This is a genomic window from Rhabdothermincola sediminis (genome assembly GCF_014805525.1).
GTDB classification, from domain to species: Bacteria; Actinomycetota; Acidimicrobiia; order Acidimicrobiales; family Acidimicrobilacustridaceae; genus Rhabdothermincola; species Rhabdothermincola sediminis.
In genome coordinates this window covers 21,658-38,303 of the sequence record NZ_JACFSZ010000020.1, presented here as the reverse complement: position 1 = coordinate 38,303, position 16,646 = coordinate 21,658, and the positions used below count along the sequence as shown (strand labels likewise).

General features: G+C 71.9%; 18 protein-coding genes. 15 read left to right on the top strand and 3 right to left on the bottom strand.

Annotated elements, in window-relative coordinates; genetic code table 11:
- Positions 1-22: 22 nt before the first annotated feature.
- The 4 genes from HZF19_RS14485 to smc all read left to right on the top strand — a co-directional run bounded on the left by HZF19_RS14485 (position 23) and on the right by smc (position 4,466).
- A complete protein-coding gene (locus HZF19_RS14485; RefSeq protein ID WP_307781241.1) occupies positions 23-202 on the top strand; it encodes a DUF2470 domain-containing protein in 180 nt (59 codons plus the stop codon).
- A 56-nt stretch (positions 203-258) separates the two neighbouring features.
- Positions 259-471 carry an FmdB family zinc ribbon protein gene (locus HZF19_RS14480; protein ID WP_208029508.1) on the top strand — a complete coding sequence of 71 codons (213 nt, stop codon included), beginning with the start codon at positions 259-261 and terminating at the stop codon, positions 469-471.
- 277 nt (positions 472-748) lie between these two features.
- Positions 749-934: a hypothetical protein gene (locus HZF19_RS14475; protein ID WP_208029507.1), complete on the top strand. Its 186-nt coding sequence runs from the start codon at positions 749-751 to the stop codon at positions 932-934.
- 64 nt (positions 935-998) lie between these two features.
- Positions 999-4,466, top strand: coding sequence for a chromosome segregation protein SMC (smc, locus tag HZF19_RS14470; protein WP_208029506.1), 3,468 nt, complete (start codon positions 999-1,001; stop codon positions 4,464-4,466).
- 25 nt (positions 4,467-4,491) lie between these two features.
- On the opposite strand, the gene HZF19_RS14465 is transcribed toward smc, so the two are convergent.
- The 3 genes from HZF19_RS14465 to HZF19_RS14455 are packed head-to-tail and all read right to left on the bottom strand — an operon-like array spanning position 4,492 to position 7,540.
- On the bottom strand, positions 4,492-5,445 hold the full coding sequence (locus tag HZF19_RS14465) for a VWA domain-containing protein (RefSeq protein ID WP_208029505.1): 954 nt from the start codon (positions 5,443-5,445) through the stop codon (positions 4,492-4,494).
- Positions 5,442-6,398 (bottom strand): DUF58 domain-containing protein, encoded by a 957-nt coding sequence (locus HZF19_RS16975; RefSeq protein ID WP_208029504.1) that lies wholly within the window; start codon positions 6,396-6,398, stop codon positions 5,442-5,444. Before HZF19_RS16975 ends, HZF19_RS14465 begins: the two co-directional genes overlap by 4 nt.
- A 5-nt stretch (positions 6,399-6,403) precedes the next feature.
- Positions 6,404-7,540 carry an AAA family ATPase gene (locus tag HZF19_RS14455; protein ID WP_208029503.1) on the bottom strand — a complete coding sequence of 379 codons (1,137 nt, stop codon included), beginning with the start codon at positions 7,538-7,540 and terminating at the stop codon, positions 6,404-6,406.
- Positions 7,541-7,706: 166 nt separating this feature from the next.
- On the opposite strand from HZF19_RS14455, the gene HZF19_RS14450 reads away from it, so the two are divergent.
- From HZF19_RS14450 to rplS, 11 genes are all read left to right on the top strand, one after another.
- Positions 7,707-8,387, top strand: coding sequence for a response regulator transcription factor (locus HZF19_RS14450; RefSeq protein ID WP_208029502.1), 681 nt, complete (start codon positions 7,707-7,709; stop codon positions 8,385-8,387).
- Positions 8,384-9,589 carry a sensor histidine kinase gene (locus HZF19_RS14445; RefSeq protein ID WP_208029501.1) on the top strand — a complete coding sequence of 402 codons (1,206 nt, stop codon included), beginning with the start codon at positions 8,384-8,386 and terminating at the stop codon, positions 9,587-9,589. The genes HZF19_RS14450 and HZF19_RS14445 overlap by 4 nt, the downstream gene beginning before the upstream one ends.
- 61 nt (positions 9,590-9,650) lie before the next feature.
- Positions 9,651-10,856, top strand: a complete 1,206-nt coding sequence (locus HZF19_RS14440; protein ID WP_208029500.1) for a S1C family serine protease — start codon at positions 9,651-9,653, stop codon at positions 10,854-10,856.
- Between the two features lie 145 nt (positions 10,857-11,001).
- Positions 11,002-12,219 (top strand): signal recognition particle-docking protein FtsY, encoded by a 1,218-nt coding sequence (gene ftsY, locus HZF19_RS14435; RefSeq protein WP_208029499.1) that lies wholly within the window; start codon positions 11,002-11,004, stop codon positions 12,217-12,219.
- 9 nt (positions 12,220-12,228) lie between these two features.
- Positions 12,229-12,735, top strand: coding sequence for a BON domain-containing protein (locus HZF19_RS14430; RefSeq protein ID WP_208029498.1), 507 nt, complete (start codon positions 12,229-12,231; stop codon positions 12,733-12,735).
- A 29-nt stretch (positions 12,736-12,764) separates the two neighbouring features.
- The gene (gene ffh, locus HZF19_RS14425) at positions 12,765-14,246 is read left to right on the top strand and encodes a signal recognition particle protein (RefSeq protein WP_208029497.1); all 1,482 of its coding nucleotides are present in this window, start codon (positions 12,765-12,767) and stop codon (positions 14,244-14,246) included.
- Positions 14,247-14,371: 125 nt separating this feature from the next.
- Positions 14,372-14,671, top strand: a complete 300-nt coding sequence (rpsP, locus tag HZF19_RS14420) for a 30S ribosomal protein S16 (RefSeq protein WP_307781239.1) — start codon at positions 14,372-14,374, stop codon at positions 14,669-14,671.
- The gene (locus tag HZF19_RS14415; RefSeq protein WP_235980176.1) at positions 14,668-14,964 is read left to right on the top strand and encodes a KH domain-containing protein; all 297 of its coding nucleotides are present in this window, start codon (positions 14,668-14,670) and stop codon (positions 14,962-14,964) included. The genes rpsP and HZF19_RS14415 overlap by 4 nt, the downstream gene beginning before the upstream one ends.
- A gap of 16 nt (positions 14,965-14,980) precedes the next feature.
- Positions 14,981-15,436, top strand: a complete 456-nt coding sequence (gene rimM, locus HZF19_RS14410; RefSeq protein ID WP_208029496.1) for a ribosome maturation factor RimM — start codon at positions 14,981-14,983, stop codon at positions 15,434-15,436.
- Between the two features lie 35 nt (positions 15,437-15,471).
- Positions 15,472-16,194: a tRNA (guanosine(37)-N1)-methyltransferase TrmD gene (gene trmD, locus HZF19_RS14405; protein WP_208029495.1), complete on the top strand. Its 723-nt coding sequence runs from the start codon at positions 15,472-15,474 to the stop codon at positions 16,192-16,194.
- A 71-nt stretch (positions 16,195-16,265) separates the two neighbouring features.
- On the top strand, positions 16,266-16,610 hold the full coding sequence (gene rplS, locus HZF19_RS14400) for a 50S ribosomal protein L19 (RefSeq protein WP_208029494.1): 345 nt from the start codon (positions 16,266-16,268) through the stop codon (positions 16,608-16,610).
- The last annotated feature ends 36 nt before the right edge of the window (positions 16,611-16,646 follow it).

Here is a 16,646-nt window from a genome sequence, read left to right as displayed (position 1 = left end):
TAGGGATACCTAACACAACCTAATTCCTCGAGCGACGACCGCGACCATGGTCGGTGTCGATCGGGTGGGCTTCGACCTGCTCGCTAGCGTCGATGGGCGCGACGAGCGTGTTCGCATCGAATGGGGTCGAGAGCTGCGCGAGCGGAGCGAGGTGCGGGATGCGCTCGCAGGCATGGTCCGCCACCCCCACGGTGACGGTTGAGCGGAACGAGCGGGGCTCACCCCTACCCCCGAGGGCCGGCCAGTACCCTTGGCGGCATGCCTCGCTACGAGTACCGCTGCAACGTGTGCGACGCGACCTTCGAGCAACGCCGACCGATGAGCGAGTCGGCGGACGTGGCGACCTGCCCGTCGGGTCATCCCGGCGCCAAGCGGCTGCTGTCGGTGTTCAGCGCGGCCAGCGCCACCGCCAGCCCGCCCGCGGCACCGCCCGCGCCCTGCGGTGGGTCCTGCGCGTGCTACCTCGGCTGACCCACGCACCGACTAGCGACTCGAGCCGCGACAGGCTCGGTGCGACTCGACCGAGTTGCACCACTCACGGCGACCAGCGGCGGCCACCCCCCGGCACGCACGGGTAGCCACCGGGCAGCACTCCCGTCGGCGTCGTAAGGCCGAGGTGGGTCACGTCGATGATTCCGCTGGACTCATCACCGCGGGTGAGCAACCCCGGCGCGAACAGCGTGGCAACGAACGAGGCCAATCACGCCGTCGCGCCGTCGGCGATGCCGGAGGTCGCGCCGATTACGCCTTGAGTGATCACGAAGGAGCAGACGTTCCCCCGGCGAGCCGCCACGCCCTGCTCCACGAGCACGGCTGGCAGGCCAGGCGGGGCGCCGACGGCAGCGGATCGGCCGAGGCCCCCGTAGCCCAGGGCATCGGCTGCACCCTCCGGCAGGGCTGGGGGATGAACGGCCGGCGGGAGGCCACCCGGTAGGGTCGCGCCTTGGGGAGGTCGGGCCCGCCGGGGTCCGGCCCGGACGGACAGCACCGGAGTCGCCGTGTACCTGAGATCCCTGACGTTGAAGGGGTTCAAGTCCTTCGCCGAATCGACCACGCTCGAGCTCGAGCCCGGCGTCACCGTGGTCGTCGGCCCCAACGGCAGCGGCAAGTCCAACGTGGTCGACGCCATCGCCTGGGTGCTGGGCGCCCAGGCCCCGAGCGCGGTGCGCTCCCAGAAGATGGACGACGTCATCTTCGCCGGCACCGCGAAGCGGGCCGCGCTCGGTCGGGCCGAGGTGTCCCTCACCATCGACAACAGCTCGGGGGTCCTGCCGATCGAGTTCAGCGAGGTGACCATCACCCGCACGCTGTTCCGGTCGGGAGACAGCGAGTACGCCCTCAACGGCGTCCCCTGTCGGCTGCTCGACATCCAGGAGCTGCTCTCCGACAGCGGGGTGGGCCGCCAGCAGCACGTCATCATCGGCCAGGGCCAGATCGACGCGGTGCTCAACGCCCGGCCCGAGGACCGGCGGCTCATCATCGAAGAGGCCGCGGGGGTCCTCAAGTACCGCAAGCGCAAGGAGAAGTCCGAGCGCCGGCTGGCCGCCACCGAGGGCAACCTGCTACGCCTCCAGGACCTGCTGCGCGAGGTCCGACGCCAGCTCCGACCGCTCGAGCGCCAGGCCGAGGCCGCCCGCAAGCACGGCGACGTGGTGGCCGAGCTCACCGCCCTGCGCATCTTCACCGCCGGCCGGGAGCTCGACTCGCTCGAGAACCGCCTGGAGGCCACCGCCGCCCAGCGCAGCGAGCTCGCCGCCTCTGAGCGCGACCTCAAGTCCCGGCTCGCCGCCCTCGACACCGAGGTGATGGCCACCGAAGCCCGGCTGTCGGCCATGGGCGGCGACGACCTCGGCGACTCCTTGGCCCAGTTCGAGTCCCTCTACGAGCGCGCCCGGGGTCTGAGCACGCTGCTGGCCGAACGCCGGCGGAACCTCGATCGGGAACGCAACGCGTCGATCGACCAAGGGGTGATCGCCACCCTCGAGGCCGAGTCGGCCCGCCTCCGGGCCGAGCTCGAGCAGGTGGAGGCCGAAGCCGCGGCCACCGCGCCGCAACTGGCAGCGCTGGCCGAGGCCGAGGCGGCGCTCGCGGCCGAGCGGGCCGCATTCGAGCAGGAGTGGGGCGACGGCGTGCCCGCCCCGAGCGGGCAGGCGGCCGAGGTGCGCGGGGAGCTGGCGGCGTTGCGTGCCGCGGTCGAGCGGGCCGAGGCCGACCACGCCCGGGTCCGAGCCCGGCTCGCCGCCCTCGACGACAAGCAGGAGCGCCTCGAGGCCGAGGCCGAGCGGCTGCGGGCCGAGCTGGCCGGCGCCGAGCAGGCCGAGCTGCCGCTGGTCGAGTCGCTCGACGGGGCCGAGCGGGCCCGCATCGAGCGTGAAGCGAGCGTCGCGGCCGCCGAGGATGCCCGGCGGGACGCCGAGAGTGAGCTGCACGCCTGGCAGGCCCGAGCCGAGGCGCTGGCGCTCGCCCTCGATGAAGCCCGCTCCAAGGCCGGTGCCGAGCGCCTCGCCGGCATCGACGGCGTGATCGGCACCCTTCTCGACGTCGTGGAGGTCGACCCCGGCTGGGAGGCGGCGTTCGAAGCGGCCGCCGGCGACGCGCTCGCCGCGGTGGTGGTCGACAGCCCGGTCACCGCCCGCCAGGCCCTGCACGCGCTCCACGGTGAAGCGCTCACCGGGGCGGTGCTGGCCCTCGGCGCCGATCGCCCGGTCCGCCGGGCTCCAGCGGTCGGTGAGCCGCTCCGCCGTCACGTTCGCGGTGCCCGGGTCGAGGTCGACCGCCTGCTCGACACGTTGATCGGCGCTGCGATGGTGGTCGACGGTGGCTGGGCGGAAGCGGTCGACGTGGCCCTCGCCCACCCGGAGGCGATCGTCGTCACCGCCGACGGGGATCGCTTCGGGGAGACGGGCTGGCGCATCGGCAGCGCCGGAGCCGGCGCCACCGGCGCCGCGCTGGAGGACGCCCGGCGGCGGGCCGAGCAGGCAACGCTGGCCGTCGAGCAGGCCACCGTGGCCCTGGCCGCCGCACGCCACGCGCTCGAGGAGGCCCGTCGGGTCGAAGCCGAGCTGTCCCGGTCGCTGGACGACAACGACGGTCGGCTCAGCGCTGCGGCCGACGGCTTGCAGCGGGTGGAGACCGACCGACGTGATGCCGCCACCGAGTCCGACGCTCTGCGAGCCCACCTGTCCGAGCTCGACGAGCGGCTGGATCGGGAGCGGGCCCGGATCGGCGAGCTCGAACGGCTCCTGCCTGCGCTGGAGGCCGACGAGCAGGCCTACGCCGACGCCGGCCGGCGCATGGGAGAGGCTCGCAGCCGCCTGGAGGAGCGTGCCGCCGAGGTGGGGGCGATGCGCGCCGACCTGGACGTGCGGGCCGCGGCCACCAGCGAGCGCCGGCAGTTCCTCGACCGGCGCCTGGCCGAGGTCGAGCAGCGCCTCCAGGGTGCGGCGGCCGAGCGTGAGCAGGCCGCACAGCGGCGGGCCGAGCTCGATGCCCGCCAGCTCGCCACCGATCGACTGGCCGCGTTCGTCACTGAGCGCAGCGCCGGGATCGAGACCGTCCTGCAGGAGCTGCGCGAGCGGCGGCGCCGCCAGAGCGAAGCCGCTCGGGCCGTGGCCGCCGAGCTCGACGGGCTCCGCCGGGACCGAGCCGGGGCCGAGACCGAGTTGGCTGAGCTGCGGGAGCGGCTGCAACGGTTGGAGATCGACGAGGCCGAGACCCGCTTGCGCATCGAGACCGCCGTCGAGGCGCTGCGTCGCGACCTCGACACCGAGCCAGCCGTGGCCATCGAGGCCGCCTGCCCGCCGCTGCCCGAGGGTGTCACCCCCGCGGCCCGGATCCGGGAGCTCGAGCGCGAGCTGCGCATCATGGGCCCGATCAACCCGCTGGCGCTGCAGGAGTACGAGGCCCTCCAGGAGCGCCACCAGTTCCTCCAGGACCAGCTCGACGACGTGAAGGAGTCACGCCGTGAGCTGGCCAAGATCATCAAGGCCATCGACGGTGAGATCGTCAACGTGTTCGCCGCCGCGTTCGCGGACGTGGCCGCCAACTTCGAGCAGCTCTTCGCCACCCTGTTCCCCGGTGGCACCGGCCGTCTGCGGCTCACCGACCCGGAGAACCTGCTCGCCACCGGCATCGAGGTGGAGGCCAAGCCATCCGGCAAGAACGTGAAGAAGCTCTCGCTGCTCTCGGGTGGCGAGCGATCTCTCACCGCGCTGGCGTTCCTGTTCGCGGTGTTCCGCAGCCGCCCCTCGCCCTTCTACGTCATGGACGAGGTGGAAGCCGCGCTCGACGACATCAACCTGCACCGCTTCCTCGGGCTGGTCGACGAGTTTCGCCGCGAAGCGCAGCTGATCATCGTCAGCCACCAGAAGCGCACCATGGAGGCCGCCGACTGCCTCTATGGGGTCACCATGCAACCGGGAGGGTCGAGCCGAGTGGTGTCCGAGAAGGTGGCCGCCGGCGCGTGATATCCCCCGCCAGCCTGCGCCAGGGTCAGGGCAGGCGGCTGAACCACACCAGCGACATGGCTCCGGTGATCGCCAGCAGTACCAGTGCCCCGGCCACGAACCAGGTGGTGATCTCCCGAGGCTCGGTGACGTAGCCCACCGACGACCCGATGTTCTCGTACACCTCGGTGAGTTGCTGCTCGCTGCCCGCGCTGTAGAACTTGCCGCCGGTGGCGTCCGCGATGGCCCGCAGCGCGGGCCGGTCCACCGGCACCCGGATGGGCAGTGGTTCCTCGGGGACCGTGATGGTGCCCCGGTCGGTGCCGAAGGCGATGGTCGACACCGGCACGCCCGCCTGCCGGGCGGCTTCCGCGGCCATCTCGTTGGAACGGCCGTCGGTCGTCGTGCCGTCCGACATCAGCACGATGCGCGCCGGTGGTTGCGTGCCCTCGTCGTCGGGAGGCACCTGGCGGAGCGCGTCCAGGCTGGTGAAGATCGCCTCCCCGATCGCGGTGCGCTCACCCAGCTCCAGGTCGTCGATCGCGGCCTTCACCCGGTCGCGATCGGTGGTGGGCGGCACCTTGAGCGACGCGTTGCCGTTGAAGGCCACCAGCCCCACGTTGATCTTCGGCGGCAGGATGTCGAGGAACACCTTCGCCGCGTCCTTCGCTGCCTCGATGCGGGTGGGGGCGACGTCGGTGGCTTGCATCGACAGTGACACGTCGATGGCCATGACGATCGTGGCCCGCTCCCTCGGCACCCGCTCCTCCCGTGAGGGTTGGGCCAGCGCCAGCACCAGGGCTGCAGCCGCCAGCAGGTAGCCCACGGCGGGGAGGTGCCGCCGCCAGCCGGGGCGTCTCGGTGCCACCGAGGCCAGTAGGTCGAGGTTGGTGAACTTCACCGTGTAGGCCCGGCGCCGCCATTGCAGTGCCACGTAGCCCCCCACCAGCGCGGCGACGCCGAGCAGGAGCCAGAGCCGCTGCGGTTCCAGGAACGTCACGGCCGTACCCTCGTCAACGCGTCGATCCGTTCCCGTCGCCGGGCCACGAACTGCACCAGATCCACCAGCCAGTCCCGGTCGGTGCGCAGCACCAGGTGGTCCGCGCCCGCGGCCCGGATCCGGCGGGCGATCTCGGCTCGCTGCTCGGCCGCCCGGGCCGCATAGCGCTGGCGCAGCTTGGCGTTGGCGGTCTGCACCTCGAGCTGCGCACCGGACTCGGGGTCGACCAGGCGCACCACCCCGATGTCGGGCAGCTCGAGCTCCCGGGGATCCACCACCTCCACCGCCAGCACCTCGTGGTGCGCGGCCAGCGCCCGCAGCGGCCGCTCCCAGGGGCTGCGATCGAGGAAGTCCGACACGATCACTGCCAGGCCCCGCCGGCGCATCGTGGCCCCCACCCGCCGGATCGCCGCCTCCAGGTCGGCCGTCCCAGTCCGCTCCTCCCGCGCCGCCTCGACCACCCGGTGCAGCAGCGCCTGCAGGTTCACCCGGCCCGACCGGGCCGGGATGGTGGCCAAGTGGCCGGCTTCCATCGTCACCGCCCCCACCCGGTTGCCGCCCCGGGCGGTGAGGAAGCCGACCGCGGCCACGACGGCGACCGCCAGGTCACGCTTCTCGCACTCGGCGGTGCCGAATCCCAGGCTGGCCGTGAGGTCGGTCAGTACCCAGGTCTCGAGCTCCCGGTCGGCGATGGTCTGGCGAATGTGCGGTGTGCGCAGCCGGGCGGTCACGTTCCAGTCCATGCGCCGCACGTCGTCACCGGGCTGGTACTCGCGGGTCTCACCCAGATCCGAGCCGTGCCCCGGGACCAGGCCCCGGTAGTCGCCTTGCAGGATGCCGTCGAGCCGGCGGGTGATGGTCAGCTCCAGGCGCCGGAGCACCTCTGCGCTCGGGCTGGTCGCCAGGCTGGGCGGGCGGTTCAGGACCCCGCGCAACTCGCGGTTCGCGGTCATGGCCGTCACGAGGCGGCCTGCGGCCAGCCAGGCGGGCTGGGGAAGGGCTGGGTGGCAGCAGCGGGCTCGGGCCACGCCGGCGGGGGCGCCGCCTCCTGCGAGGGAGCGATCCGGGGGGCGGGGATGGTGCTGAGCAGGCGGGCCAGGATGTGCTCCACCCCGACCCCCTGCGCCAGCGCCTCGTAGCTCAGGACCAGCCGGTGGCGGAGCACGTCGGGGGCCACGTCGAACACGTCCTGGGGCAGCGCGTAGCTGCGACCACGGAGCAGCGCCAGCGCTCGGGCTCCGGCGACCAGCCCAAGGCTCGCCCGGGGGCTCGCGCCGTAGGAGACCAGCTCGGCCAGCTCGGGCAGGCCGAACGTGGCCGGTGTGCGGGTGGCGAGCACCAGGTTCACCGCGTAGTCGACCACCCCGTGGTCGACGTAGACCTCGCCCGCGGCGCCCTGCAGGGCCCGGAGCTGCTCGAGGGTGAGCACCTGGGTGGCTCGCGGTGGGTGAACCCCCATCCGGTGCACGATCTCGAGCTCCTCGGCCGGTGAGGGATAGCCGATCACCACTTTCATCAGGAACCGGTCGCGCTGGGCCTCCGGGAGCGGGTAGACACCCTCGGATTCGATCGGGTTCTGGGTGGCCAGCACCAGGAACGGCTCGGGCACCTCCCGGGTGACCCCGCCGACGGACACCTGGTGCTCGGCCATCACCTCCAGCAGCGCGCTCTGCACCTTCGCCGGCGCTCGGTTGATCTCGTCAGCGAGCACGAAATTGGCGAAGATCGGACCCCACTCGATGTCGAACTGCTCGTCGGAGGTCCGGTAGATGCGGGTGCCGACGATGTCCGCGGGGAGCAGGTCGGGGGTGAACTGCAGGCGGGTGAAGGTCCCGCCCACGACGGTGGCGAGGGTCTCCACCGCCAGGGTCTTGGCCAGGCCGGGCACCCCCTCGAGCAGGCAGTGGCCACCGGCGAGCAGGCACACGAAGAGCCGCTCGATGGCCCGGTCCTGGCCCACGATCACCTTCTTCAGCTCGAAGATCGCCTGCTCGACCAACGCCGGATCCACCCCTCCGGTGGGGGAGGCGGCTGGCGCGGCCCCCGGTGCCACAGGCGGCACGCCGGGCGCCGGTCCGGTCGTCGGATCGTCCATGGTGGGGAACCCCTCTCGTGCGGATCTGGCCGTGCCGGAGTGGAGCACGACGGGCCGAAGCTCAAGATAAAGGACCCATCCCTCGCTGACATCGGTGAAGCGGGGGCGACGCCGCTGCGACCGTGGTGCCCACCGGTCGGAGGGGCGGCGACGGTACGGTCGCGGCGTGCGCGTGCTCGTGGTGGACGACGAGGTCGACCTGGCCGAGGCGGTGGCCCGCGGGCTGCGCCGCGAGGGCTATGCCGTGGACGTCGCGTTCGACGGCGCCGAGGCGCTCGACAAGGCCACCGTGAACGCCTACGACCTGCTCTGCCTGGACATCACCATGCCGGGCCTCGACGGTCGGGAGCTCTGCCGGCGGATCCGCCAGGACCCCACCCTCGACCCCCAGCCCCGGATCCTCATGCTCACGGCCCGCGACAGCCTGGAGGACCGGGTCGCCGGGCTGGATCTGGGCGCGGACGACTACCTCGTCAAGCCGTTCGCGTTCCCCGAGCTGTCGGCCCGGGTCCGCACCCTGCTGCGGCGCGACACTCCCGCCACCTCGGCGGTCATCCGGGTCGGTGACCTCGAGCTCGACGAGGCGAAGCACCTGGCGAGCCGGTCCGGCCGGACGCTCGACCTCACCGCCAAGGAGTTCTCGCTGCTGCGATACTTCATGCTCCACCCGGGCGAGGTGCTCTCCCAGGAGACGCTGCTCGAGCACGTGTGGGACGAGCACGCCGACCCGTTCACCAACACCGTGCGGGTCACGGTCGGCACGCTGCGCAAGAAGCTCTCCGCCGGCGGCGAGCCGCCGCTGATCGAGACGGTCATCGGGCGCGGCTACCGGCTGCCGGAGCCGTGACCGCGTCCTCCTTGCCACGCCGCGCCCGCGCCGCGATGCGGTTGCCCGGCTGGCTCGGATCCATCCGCACCCGCATCGCCCTCGTCTACTCGACGATCTTGTTCGGCATCGCGGCCTTGGTCGTGGGGATCATCTACCTGGGGCTGGCGCACTCCCTGGATGACCAGCCCATCACCCGCAAGGTCGGTGACGGCGTGGTGGTCACCGCGGACGGAAGGGCCTTCCGGTTCCCCATCGAACAGGTCGACAGCTACCTGTACATCGAACGGGAGGCGAACGCCCGGGCCTTGGCCACGCTCCGGCAGTACTCGTTCGGGACGCTGTTGATCCTCTTCGCCTCCAGCGTGGCCATCGGCTGGATCGTCGCCGGCCGGGTACTCAAGCCCATCGACGACATCACCGCGGTGGCCGAGGAGATCCAGGCCACCGATCTCAGCCGGCGCATCAACCTCGATCGCCCCGACGACGAGCTGAAACATCTCGCCGACACGTTCGACGACATGCTGGCCCGCATCGACCAGGCCTTCGAGAGCCAGCGCCAGTTCATCCACGAGGCTTCCCATGAGCTGCGCAACCCGCTGGCGGTGATCCGCACCAACCTCGACGTCACGCTCTCGGACCCGGATGCCACCGCCGAGGATCTCCGCCGCACCGCCGAGGTGGTGAAGCGCTCGACCGAGCGGATGGCCCGGCTGGTGGACGACCTGCTCGTGTATGCCCGGCAGGGCAGCCTGTCCCTCGCTCACGAGCGGCTCGACCTCGCCGAGGTGGTGGCGACGTCGGCGAGCGAGTTCGACGCGCTGGCCGCGGAGCGCGAGGTGCGGCTCGCCTCCGCCGCCCCGGACGGGCTGTGGGTGGATGGCGATCGCCTCGCGCTCCAGCAGGCGCTGGCGAACCTGCTGGCGAACGCGCTGGCGGTGAGCCCGCCTGGTTCGACGGTGCGGGTGACCGCCGGCAGGGAAGGCCCGTGGGTGTGGATGGCGGTCAGCGACGAGGGCCCGGGGATCGCCCCGGAGGACCATGAGCGGGTGTTCCAGCGCTTCTGGCGCGGCGACCCGCGCGCCGGGCGCGAGGAGGGTCACAGCGGCCTCGGGCTCACCATCGTCCGCCAGGTCGCCGAGGCTCACGGCGGGCAGGTCCGCCTGGCCTCCGAGCCCGGCCGGGGGGCGGCGTTCGCGTTGTGGCTGCCGGCCGCCGGCTGAGTCTGCGGGTCGGCCACCGGCGCTTACCCCGCCTTTAGGGGTCGCGCCGTACGTTGCTCCCGTGACCGCGACCTGGAACCCCGAGCCGCCGCCGAGCCCCCCGCTCGCGGACGGCGCCGGTTGGCCCCCCCGCCCACCGCAGCCCGATCCGGGAGATGTCGTCCGGAGCCCCTTCCCCCAGACCCCGCCTCCCACCCCACCGCCCCCGAGCGAACCCTCCTCCCGTCCCCCCGCCTCGCGAGGGGGTGGGTGGCGGCTGGTCTTCACCGCCCTCGCCATGGCGGTGCTCATCGCCGTCGGCTTCGTGGCCCGCGGCCTGATCGAGGATCCCGGCAACCCCACTGCGGTCACCACCATCACCCCGAGCTCGCTGCCGGCCGGCACCACTCCGGTCGTCAACGGCGGCGGTGACGAGCCGGTCGCGGCGGTGGCGGCCGCGGTGAGCCCCGCGGTGGTACAGATCGAGACCGGCAGTGGGCTCGGCTCGGGCACCATCTACGACCCCTCCGGGCTGATCATGACCAACGCCCACGTGGTGGGCAACGCCCGGTCGGTGAACGTCCGCCTCGTGGACGGATCCAGCCACCAGGGGCGGGTGCTCGGCGCGGATCCGTCCAGTGACATCGCGGTGGTCAAGATCGACGCGACCGACCTGCCGGTGGCGCGTCTGGGCAACGGCCAGGTCCAGGTGGGCCAGATGGCGATCGCGTTGGGGAGCCCCTTCGGGCTCTCGCAGACCGTCACCGCGGGGATCATCAGCGCCGTGGACCGACCGGTTCCCAACGAGGTGGGGGTGGCGGTCAACATGCTGCAGACGGACGCACCGATCAATCCCGGCAACTCCGGCGGAGCGCTCGCCAACCGCAACGCTGAGATCATCGGGGTGCCCACCTCGATCTTCAGCCAGAACGGCGAGAACAACGGCATCGGCTTCGCGGTGCCGATCGACACCGCCAAGCGGGTCGCGGACCGGATCGTGAACGGCCAGTCGCTCGACAAGGCCGTCCTCGGCATCCAGGGATCGTCGAGGAGCACCAGCAGCGACCCGGGCGCCGTGGTGCAGAGCGTGGTGCCCGGTGGGCCCGCAGCGGCCGCGGGGATCGAGGTCGGTGACCGCATCGTGGCCGTCGACGGCAAGCCGGTACGCACCTTCGAGGAGCTGCAGGGCCGCATCGGGACCTATTCCCCCGGGGACCGGGTGCAGGTGACCTTCGTGCGTGATCGCGAGACGCGTAGCGTCGAGGTCACGCTCGGCAGCGGTCGCTGACGGTCCGCCAGAGCTCCCAGCCCGCTCGGGCGCACCCTCCGGGGTGCGCCCGAGTCGGTTTTCGGCCCCGGGACCGCGGCGCCCGCTCGCCTCCCGGCCGTTAGGCACGCTGCCCCGCCACGCTCACCGCTAGGCTCGGCCCGCCATGGAGATCCTCCTCCTCTTCGTCGTCCTAGCGGTGCTGGTCGGTGTCAGCCTGGCCCTGGTGAGCGGCCGCCGCCGCCGGTTGCGCGGGCTGGAGCCACCACCGGACGCGCCCCGTGTCCCCCAGCAGGTGCTCGACGAGCTGGCTGAACGCAAGGCCGAGGCCACCGAGGTCGCCGAGCCCGCCGAGGTCGAGCCCGCAGCGATCGACGAGGCGCTGCGGGAGGCGGTCGAGGAGGCCGTCGCCCCGGCGGAGGCGGAGGCGGTCATCGCCGAGGCCGAGGCGATCACCGTCGAGGCCGCGCCGGTCGAGGTCCCGGTCAAGCCCCGCTTCCGTGACCGGTTGGCGAAGGCCCGGGGCCTGCTCGCCGGCTACGTCGGCTCGCTCGTCGGCCGCAGCACGATCGACGCCGAGACCTGGGAGGAGCTGGAGGAGGCGCTCATCCGCGCCGACGTCGGGGTGGAGCCCACCACCGAGCTGCTCGACCACCTGCGAGCCCGGGTGAAGGACGAGGGCCTGACCGGCGGGGAGCAGCTGCTCGAGGCGTTGAAGGACGAGCTGAAGACCCGCTTGTCGGGCTTCGACCGCTCTCTGCGGTTCGCCGAGTCCCCACCGACGGTGTGGCTGTTCGTGGGGGTGAACGGCGTGGGCAAGACCACCACCATCGGCAAGGTCGGCAAGCAGCAGACCGCGGATGGTCACCGGGTGGTCATGGCTGCTGGCGACACCTTCCGGGCCGCGGCTGCCGAGCAGCTCGGCATGTGGGCCGAGCGGGCCGGGGCGGACATCGTTCGCGGCGCGGAGGGGGGAGACCCCAGCGCGGTCATCTACGACGCGATCGAGAGTGCCGCCGCCAAGGGCGCCGACCTGGTGCTCGCGGACACCGCCGGGCGGCTGCACACCAAGGTCAACCTCATGGAAGAGCTGCGCAAGGTGCGCCGGGTGGCCGAGAAGGGCGCGGGCACCGTCACCGAGGTGCTGCTGGTCCTCGACGCCACCACCGGCCAGAACGGTCTGGTGCAGGCCCGAGAGTTCACCGAAGCGGTCGAGCTGACCGGCGTCGTGCTCACCAAGCTCGACGGTTCCGCGAAGGGCGGCATCGTGGTCGCCATCCAGGCTCAGCTGGGCATCCCGGTCAAGCTGGTCGGGTTGGGAGAGGGTGCGGACGATCTCGTACCGTTCGACGCCGACGAGTTCGTCGAAGCGCTGTTCTCGTAGGGGGAGACCATGCGGTTGATCAAGGGCTTGGTGCATGTGCTGATCCGGCTGGCCGTCCTTCCGTTCAAGCTGGCCCTCGTCATGCTCGGCGGCACCTTCAAGGCGGGGGTGAAGGTGGGGGGTGCCCCGGTGAAGGTCGGGTGGCGGGTGACCCGGGCCGCCGGCATCTCCGGGGTCTTCTGCTTCGTGCTCGGGCTGGTCATCGGGCTGCTGTTCGCGCCCAGCAAGGGACGCGAGATGCGAGCGAAGCTCCGCCGGCTGCTCACCGGCCAGTCAGGGCTGTCGGACGAGGAGCTCGCCGATCGGGTGGCGTTCGAGCTCGGCCACGCCCCGCGCACCTGGCACCTGCCGCAACCCGATGTGGCGGTGGTCGATCGGCGGGTACAGCTCCGGGGCACGGTGCCCCACGAGACCGCACGCGAGGAGCTGCTGCGGGTCGCTGCCAACATCCCCGGCGTAGCCGGCGTCGACGACCTGCTCGAGCTCGACACCGCCGCGTCGAGCGAGGCGGGCTGAGCCCGCCGCCTCGGTAGGCTACGAGACTCATGTTCGACGCTCTCTCCGACCGGTTCGACGCGATCTTCAAGCGCCTGCGGGGTCGCGGGAAGCTCACCGAGGCCGACGTCGACGAGGTCCTGCGCGAGATCCGCCTGGCCCTGCTCGAGGCCGACGTCAACTTCCAGGTGGTCAAGGGGTTCGTCGCCCGGGTGCGCGAGCGCTGCGTCGGCGAGGAGGTCAGTCAGGCGCTGAGCCCCGCGCAGCAGGTCGTCAAGATCGTCAACGAGGAACTCACCCGCACCCTCGGCGGCGAGACCTTCCGGCTGACCTTCAGCCCCAAGCCACCGACCGTGGTGCTGATGGCCGGCCTGCAAGGCTCGGGCAAGACCACCAACTCGGCCAAGCTGGCCCGTTGGTTCAAGAGCCAGGGTCGCAACCCGCTGCTGGTGGGTGCCGATCTCCAGCGACCCGCGGCGGTCGAGCAGCTCCGCACGCTCGGCTCGCAGATCGACGTGCCGGTGTTCAGCGAGCCGACCGATCCGGTCACCGTCGCCCGCCGTTCGCTGGAGGAGGCCCGCTCGCTCGGTCGGGACGTGGTGATCGTCGACACCGCCGGGCGCCTGGCCATCGACGCCGAGCTGATGCAGCAGGTGCGCGACATCTCGGCCGCGGTCGACCCCGACTACACGTTCCTGGTGATCGACGCCATGACCGGCCAGGACGCGGTGGCCACCGCGGAGGCCTTCCACGAGGCCCTCGAGCTCGATGGCGTCATCCTCACCAAACTCGACGGCGACGCCCGCGGCGGTGCGGCGCTCTCGGTGAAGGAGGTCGTCGGCAAGCCCATCGCCTTCGCCTCCACCGGCGAGAAGCTCAAGGAGTTCGACCTGTTCCACCCGGACCGGCTGGCCGGCCGCATCCTCGGCATGGGCGACATGCTCACGCTGATCGAGAAGGCCGAGGAGGTCTTCGAGAAGGAGCAGGCGGAGGCTGCGGCCGCCAGGCTGCTCGAGGGGCAGTTCACCCTCGAGGACTTCCTCGAGCAGATGCAGCAGATCAAGAAGATGGGCCCGCTCTCCGGGCTCATCGGGATGCTGCCAGGCGTCCCGAAGGAGGTGCGTGACACCCAGATCGACGACAGGGAGATCGCGCGCATCGAGGCCATCATCCGGTCGATGACCCCGGCGGAGCGTCTCGACCCCGATTGCATCGACGCGTCACGCCGCAACCGCATCGCCCGGGGTAGCGGCACCCAACCCGCCCAGGTGAGCGAGCTCCTCAAGCAGTTCAAGGAGGTCTCGCGGATGATGAAACGGATGGGGGGTCTCGGGTCGAAGCGGATGAAGAAGGCCCGCAAGGGCAAGAAGGTCAAGGGGGGCGGGCGGGCCACCCCGAAGGGGCGGGTCTCGCCGAAGGGCTCGTCGCTGCGCCTGCCCACGATCGACCCGAACGCGCTGCCGACGCTCGAGGATCTCCAGGGGGGCGCCCCCGGGCTGCCGGGTCTCCCTGGCGGAGGACGCTCCCGCTGATCACCCGCCGGCCGCTCGGCTTGATCCGGGCGGGCGGGCGGGCGCACCATATCGGGTCGCCGCTGCGGGACCCGACCCGGACCGCCGGCGGTCAGTCGGCCCCCGCGAGAAGAGAGAAGAACAACGTGGTCAAGCTCCGCCTCATGCGGATGGGCAAGAAGAAGCAGCCCACCTATCGCATCGTCGCTGCCGACAGCCGCTCGCCGCGCGACGGTCGTTTCATCGAGATCGTCGGTCACTACGACCCCCGCCGGGGCGAAGGAGGCCAGGCCACCGTGGTCGTCGACAACGACAAGGCGGTGGCGTGGTTGCGCAAAGGCGCGCAGCCGACCGAGACCGTCGAGAAGCTGTTGAAGGTCTCCGGTGCCTGGGCCCAGTTCAAGGGTGAGGCGCCGGCCGCGACGGACACGGCGGCCGCGTCTTGAGCGACGACCTCGACGACTTCGACGATGATGAGATCGACGGCAACCGGCTGCCGGCCGCGACCGCCCGTGCCGTGCTCGAGTACCTGGTGCGCCAGATCGTGGACGATCCCGACGCGGTGGAGGTCGAGATCGACGAGCGGGGCCGGCGCCCGACCCTCAACGTCCACGTCGCCCAGGGGGACATGGGCCGGGTGATCGGCAAGCGCGGCCGGGTCGCCCAGTCCATCCGCACCGTGGTCCGCGCCGCCGCGGCCCGCGACGGCGTCGAGGTGGAGGTCGAGTTCGTCGACTGAACGGCGACTGCTCGCGGTGGGCCGGGTCGCGAAGAGTCACGGCCTGCGCGGTGAGGTGGTGGTGACGTTGACCACCACCGAGTTGGCCCGGGTGGCGGTCGGGTCCGTGCTCTGCGCAGCCGGCCGGGAGCTGGTGGTGTCGGCCTCCCGCCCCCACCAGAGCCGCTACATCGTGAAGTTCGAGGGGGTCGACAGTCGGGAGGAAGCCGATCGCCTCCGTGGGGTGCAACTCGAAGCGGAAGCGCTCCCGAGCGATCCCGACGACCTGTGGGTGCACGAGCTGGTCGGGGCCGAGGTGGTGGAGGTCTCCGGCACGCCGCGGGGCACGGTGGAGGCGCTGCAGGCCAATCCGGCTGCCGACCTGCTGGTGCTGGACTCGGGTGCGCTCGTCCCGCTCACGTTCGTGGTGGGCTGGAGCGAGTCGGGTCGGATCCTGGTGATCGACCCGCCGGCAGGCCTGTTCGAGCTCTGAGCCCTGTGCTGCCGACCGTCTGAAGGAGACCGGGCGTGCGAATCGACGTGCTGACCATCTTCCCCGGCATGGTGGAGGACTTCGCCTGCCGGAGCCTGCTCGGCAAGGCCCGCGAGCGGGGTCTGCTCGACATACGGGTCCACGACCTGCGCTCGGTCACCACCGATCCCCACCGGTCGGTGGACGACACGCCCTTCGGCGGGGGAGCGGGGATGGTGCTCATGCCCGGGCCGATCTTCGAGACCGTCGAGGCCGTCGACCCCCCGAGGCCACTGCTGCTGCTCGGCCCGGGCGGCCGGCGGCTCGACCAGCAGCTCGTGCGCGAGCTGGCCTCCCTGGAGGGGTTCTCGTTGCTGTGCGGGCGCTACGAGGGGGTCGATGAGCGGGTGCGCACCCACTTGGTCGACGGTGAGGTGTCGATCGGTGACTTCGTGCTCGCTGGTGGCGAGGTGGCGGCGATGGTGGTGCTGGAGGCGGTGGGCCGGCTGGTGCCCGGGGTGATGGGCAACGCGGACTCGGCCGCCGAGGAGTCCTTCGCGGACGGGCTGCTCGAGTACCCCCAGTACACCAAGCCGGCCGACTACCGGGGGATGCAGGTGCCGGCCATCCTGCGCTCGGGTGACCACGGACAGATCGCCCGCTGGCGGCGGGCCATGGCCCTTCGGCGCACGCTGTCGGACCGGCCGGATCTCATCCTGGCCCGGGGTGGGCTCACCGATGAGGAGGAGTACCTGCTGCTCGAGTTCCCCGAGGATTGAGCCGGCAGCGCTTTGTGCCCCAGCCCGGGGGGTGCGTATCCTTCGGAGTCCCCCTCCCAGGAGATCCCACCATGAGAGCTACCGACCTCGTCGACATGCGGAGCCTCCGCACCGACATCCCGGATTTCGCCCCCGGCGACACGCTGAAGGTGCACGTCCGGGTGGTCGAAGGGTCGCGGGAGCGGGTCCAGGTCTTCCAGGGTGCGGTCATCCGCCGCCAGGGTGAGGGCGTGCGGGAGACCTTCACCGTCCGCAAGGTGAGCTTCGGCGTGGGGGTCGAGCGCACTTTCCCCGTGCACTCCCCGATCATCGCCAAGATCGAGGTCGTCAGCCGTGGCGACGTCCGCCGGGCCAAGCTCTACTACCTGCGTGACCGCGTCGGGAAGGCGGCCAAGATCAAAGAGAAGCGCGACTGACGCTTCGACGCCGTGGCCGTCCCGCGCCCTCGCGGG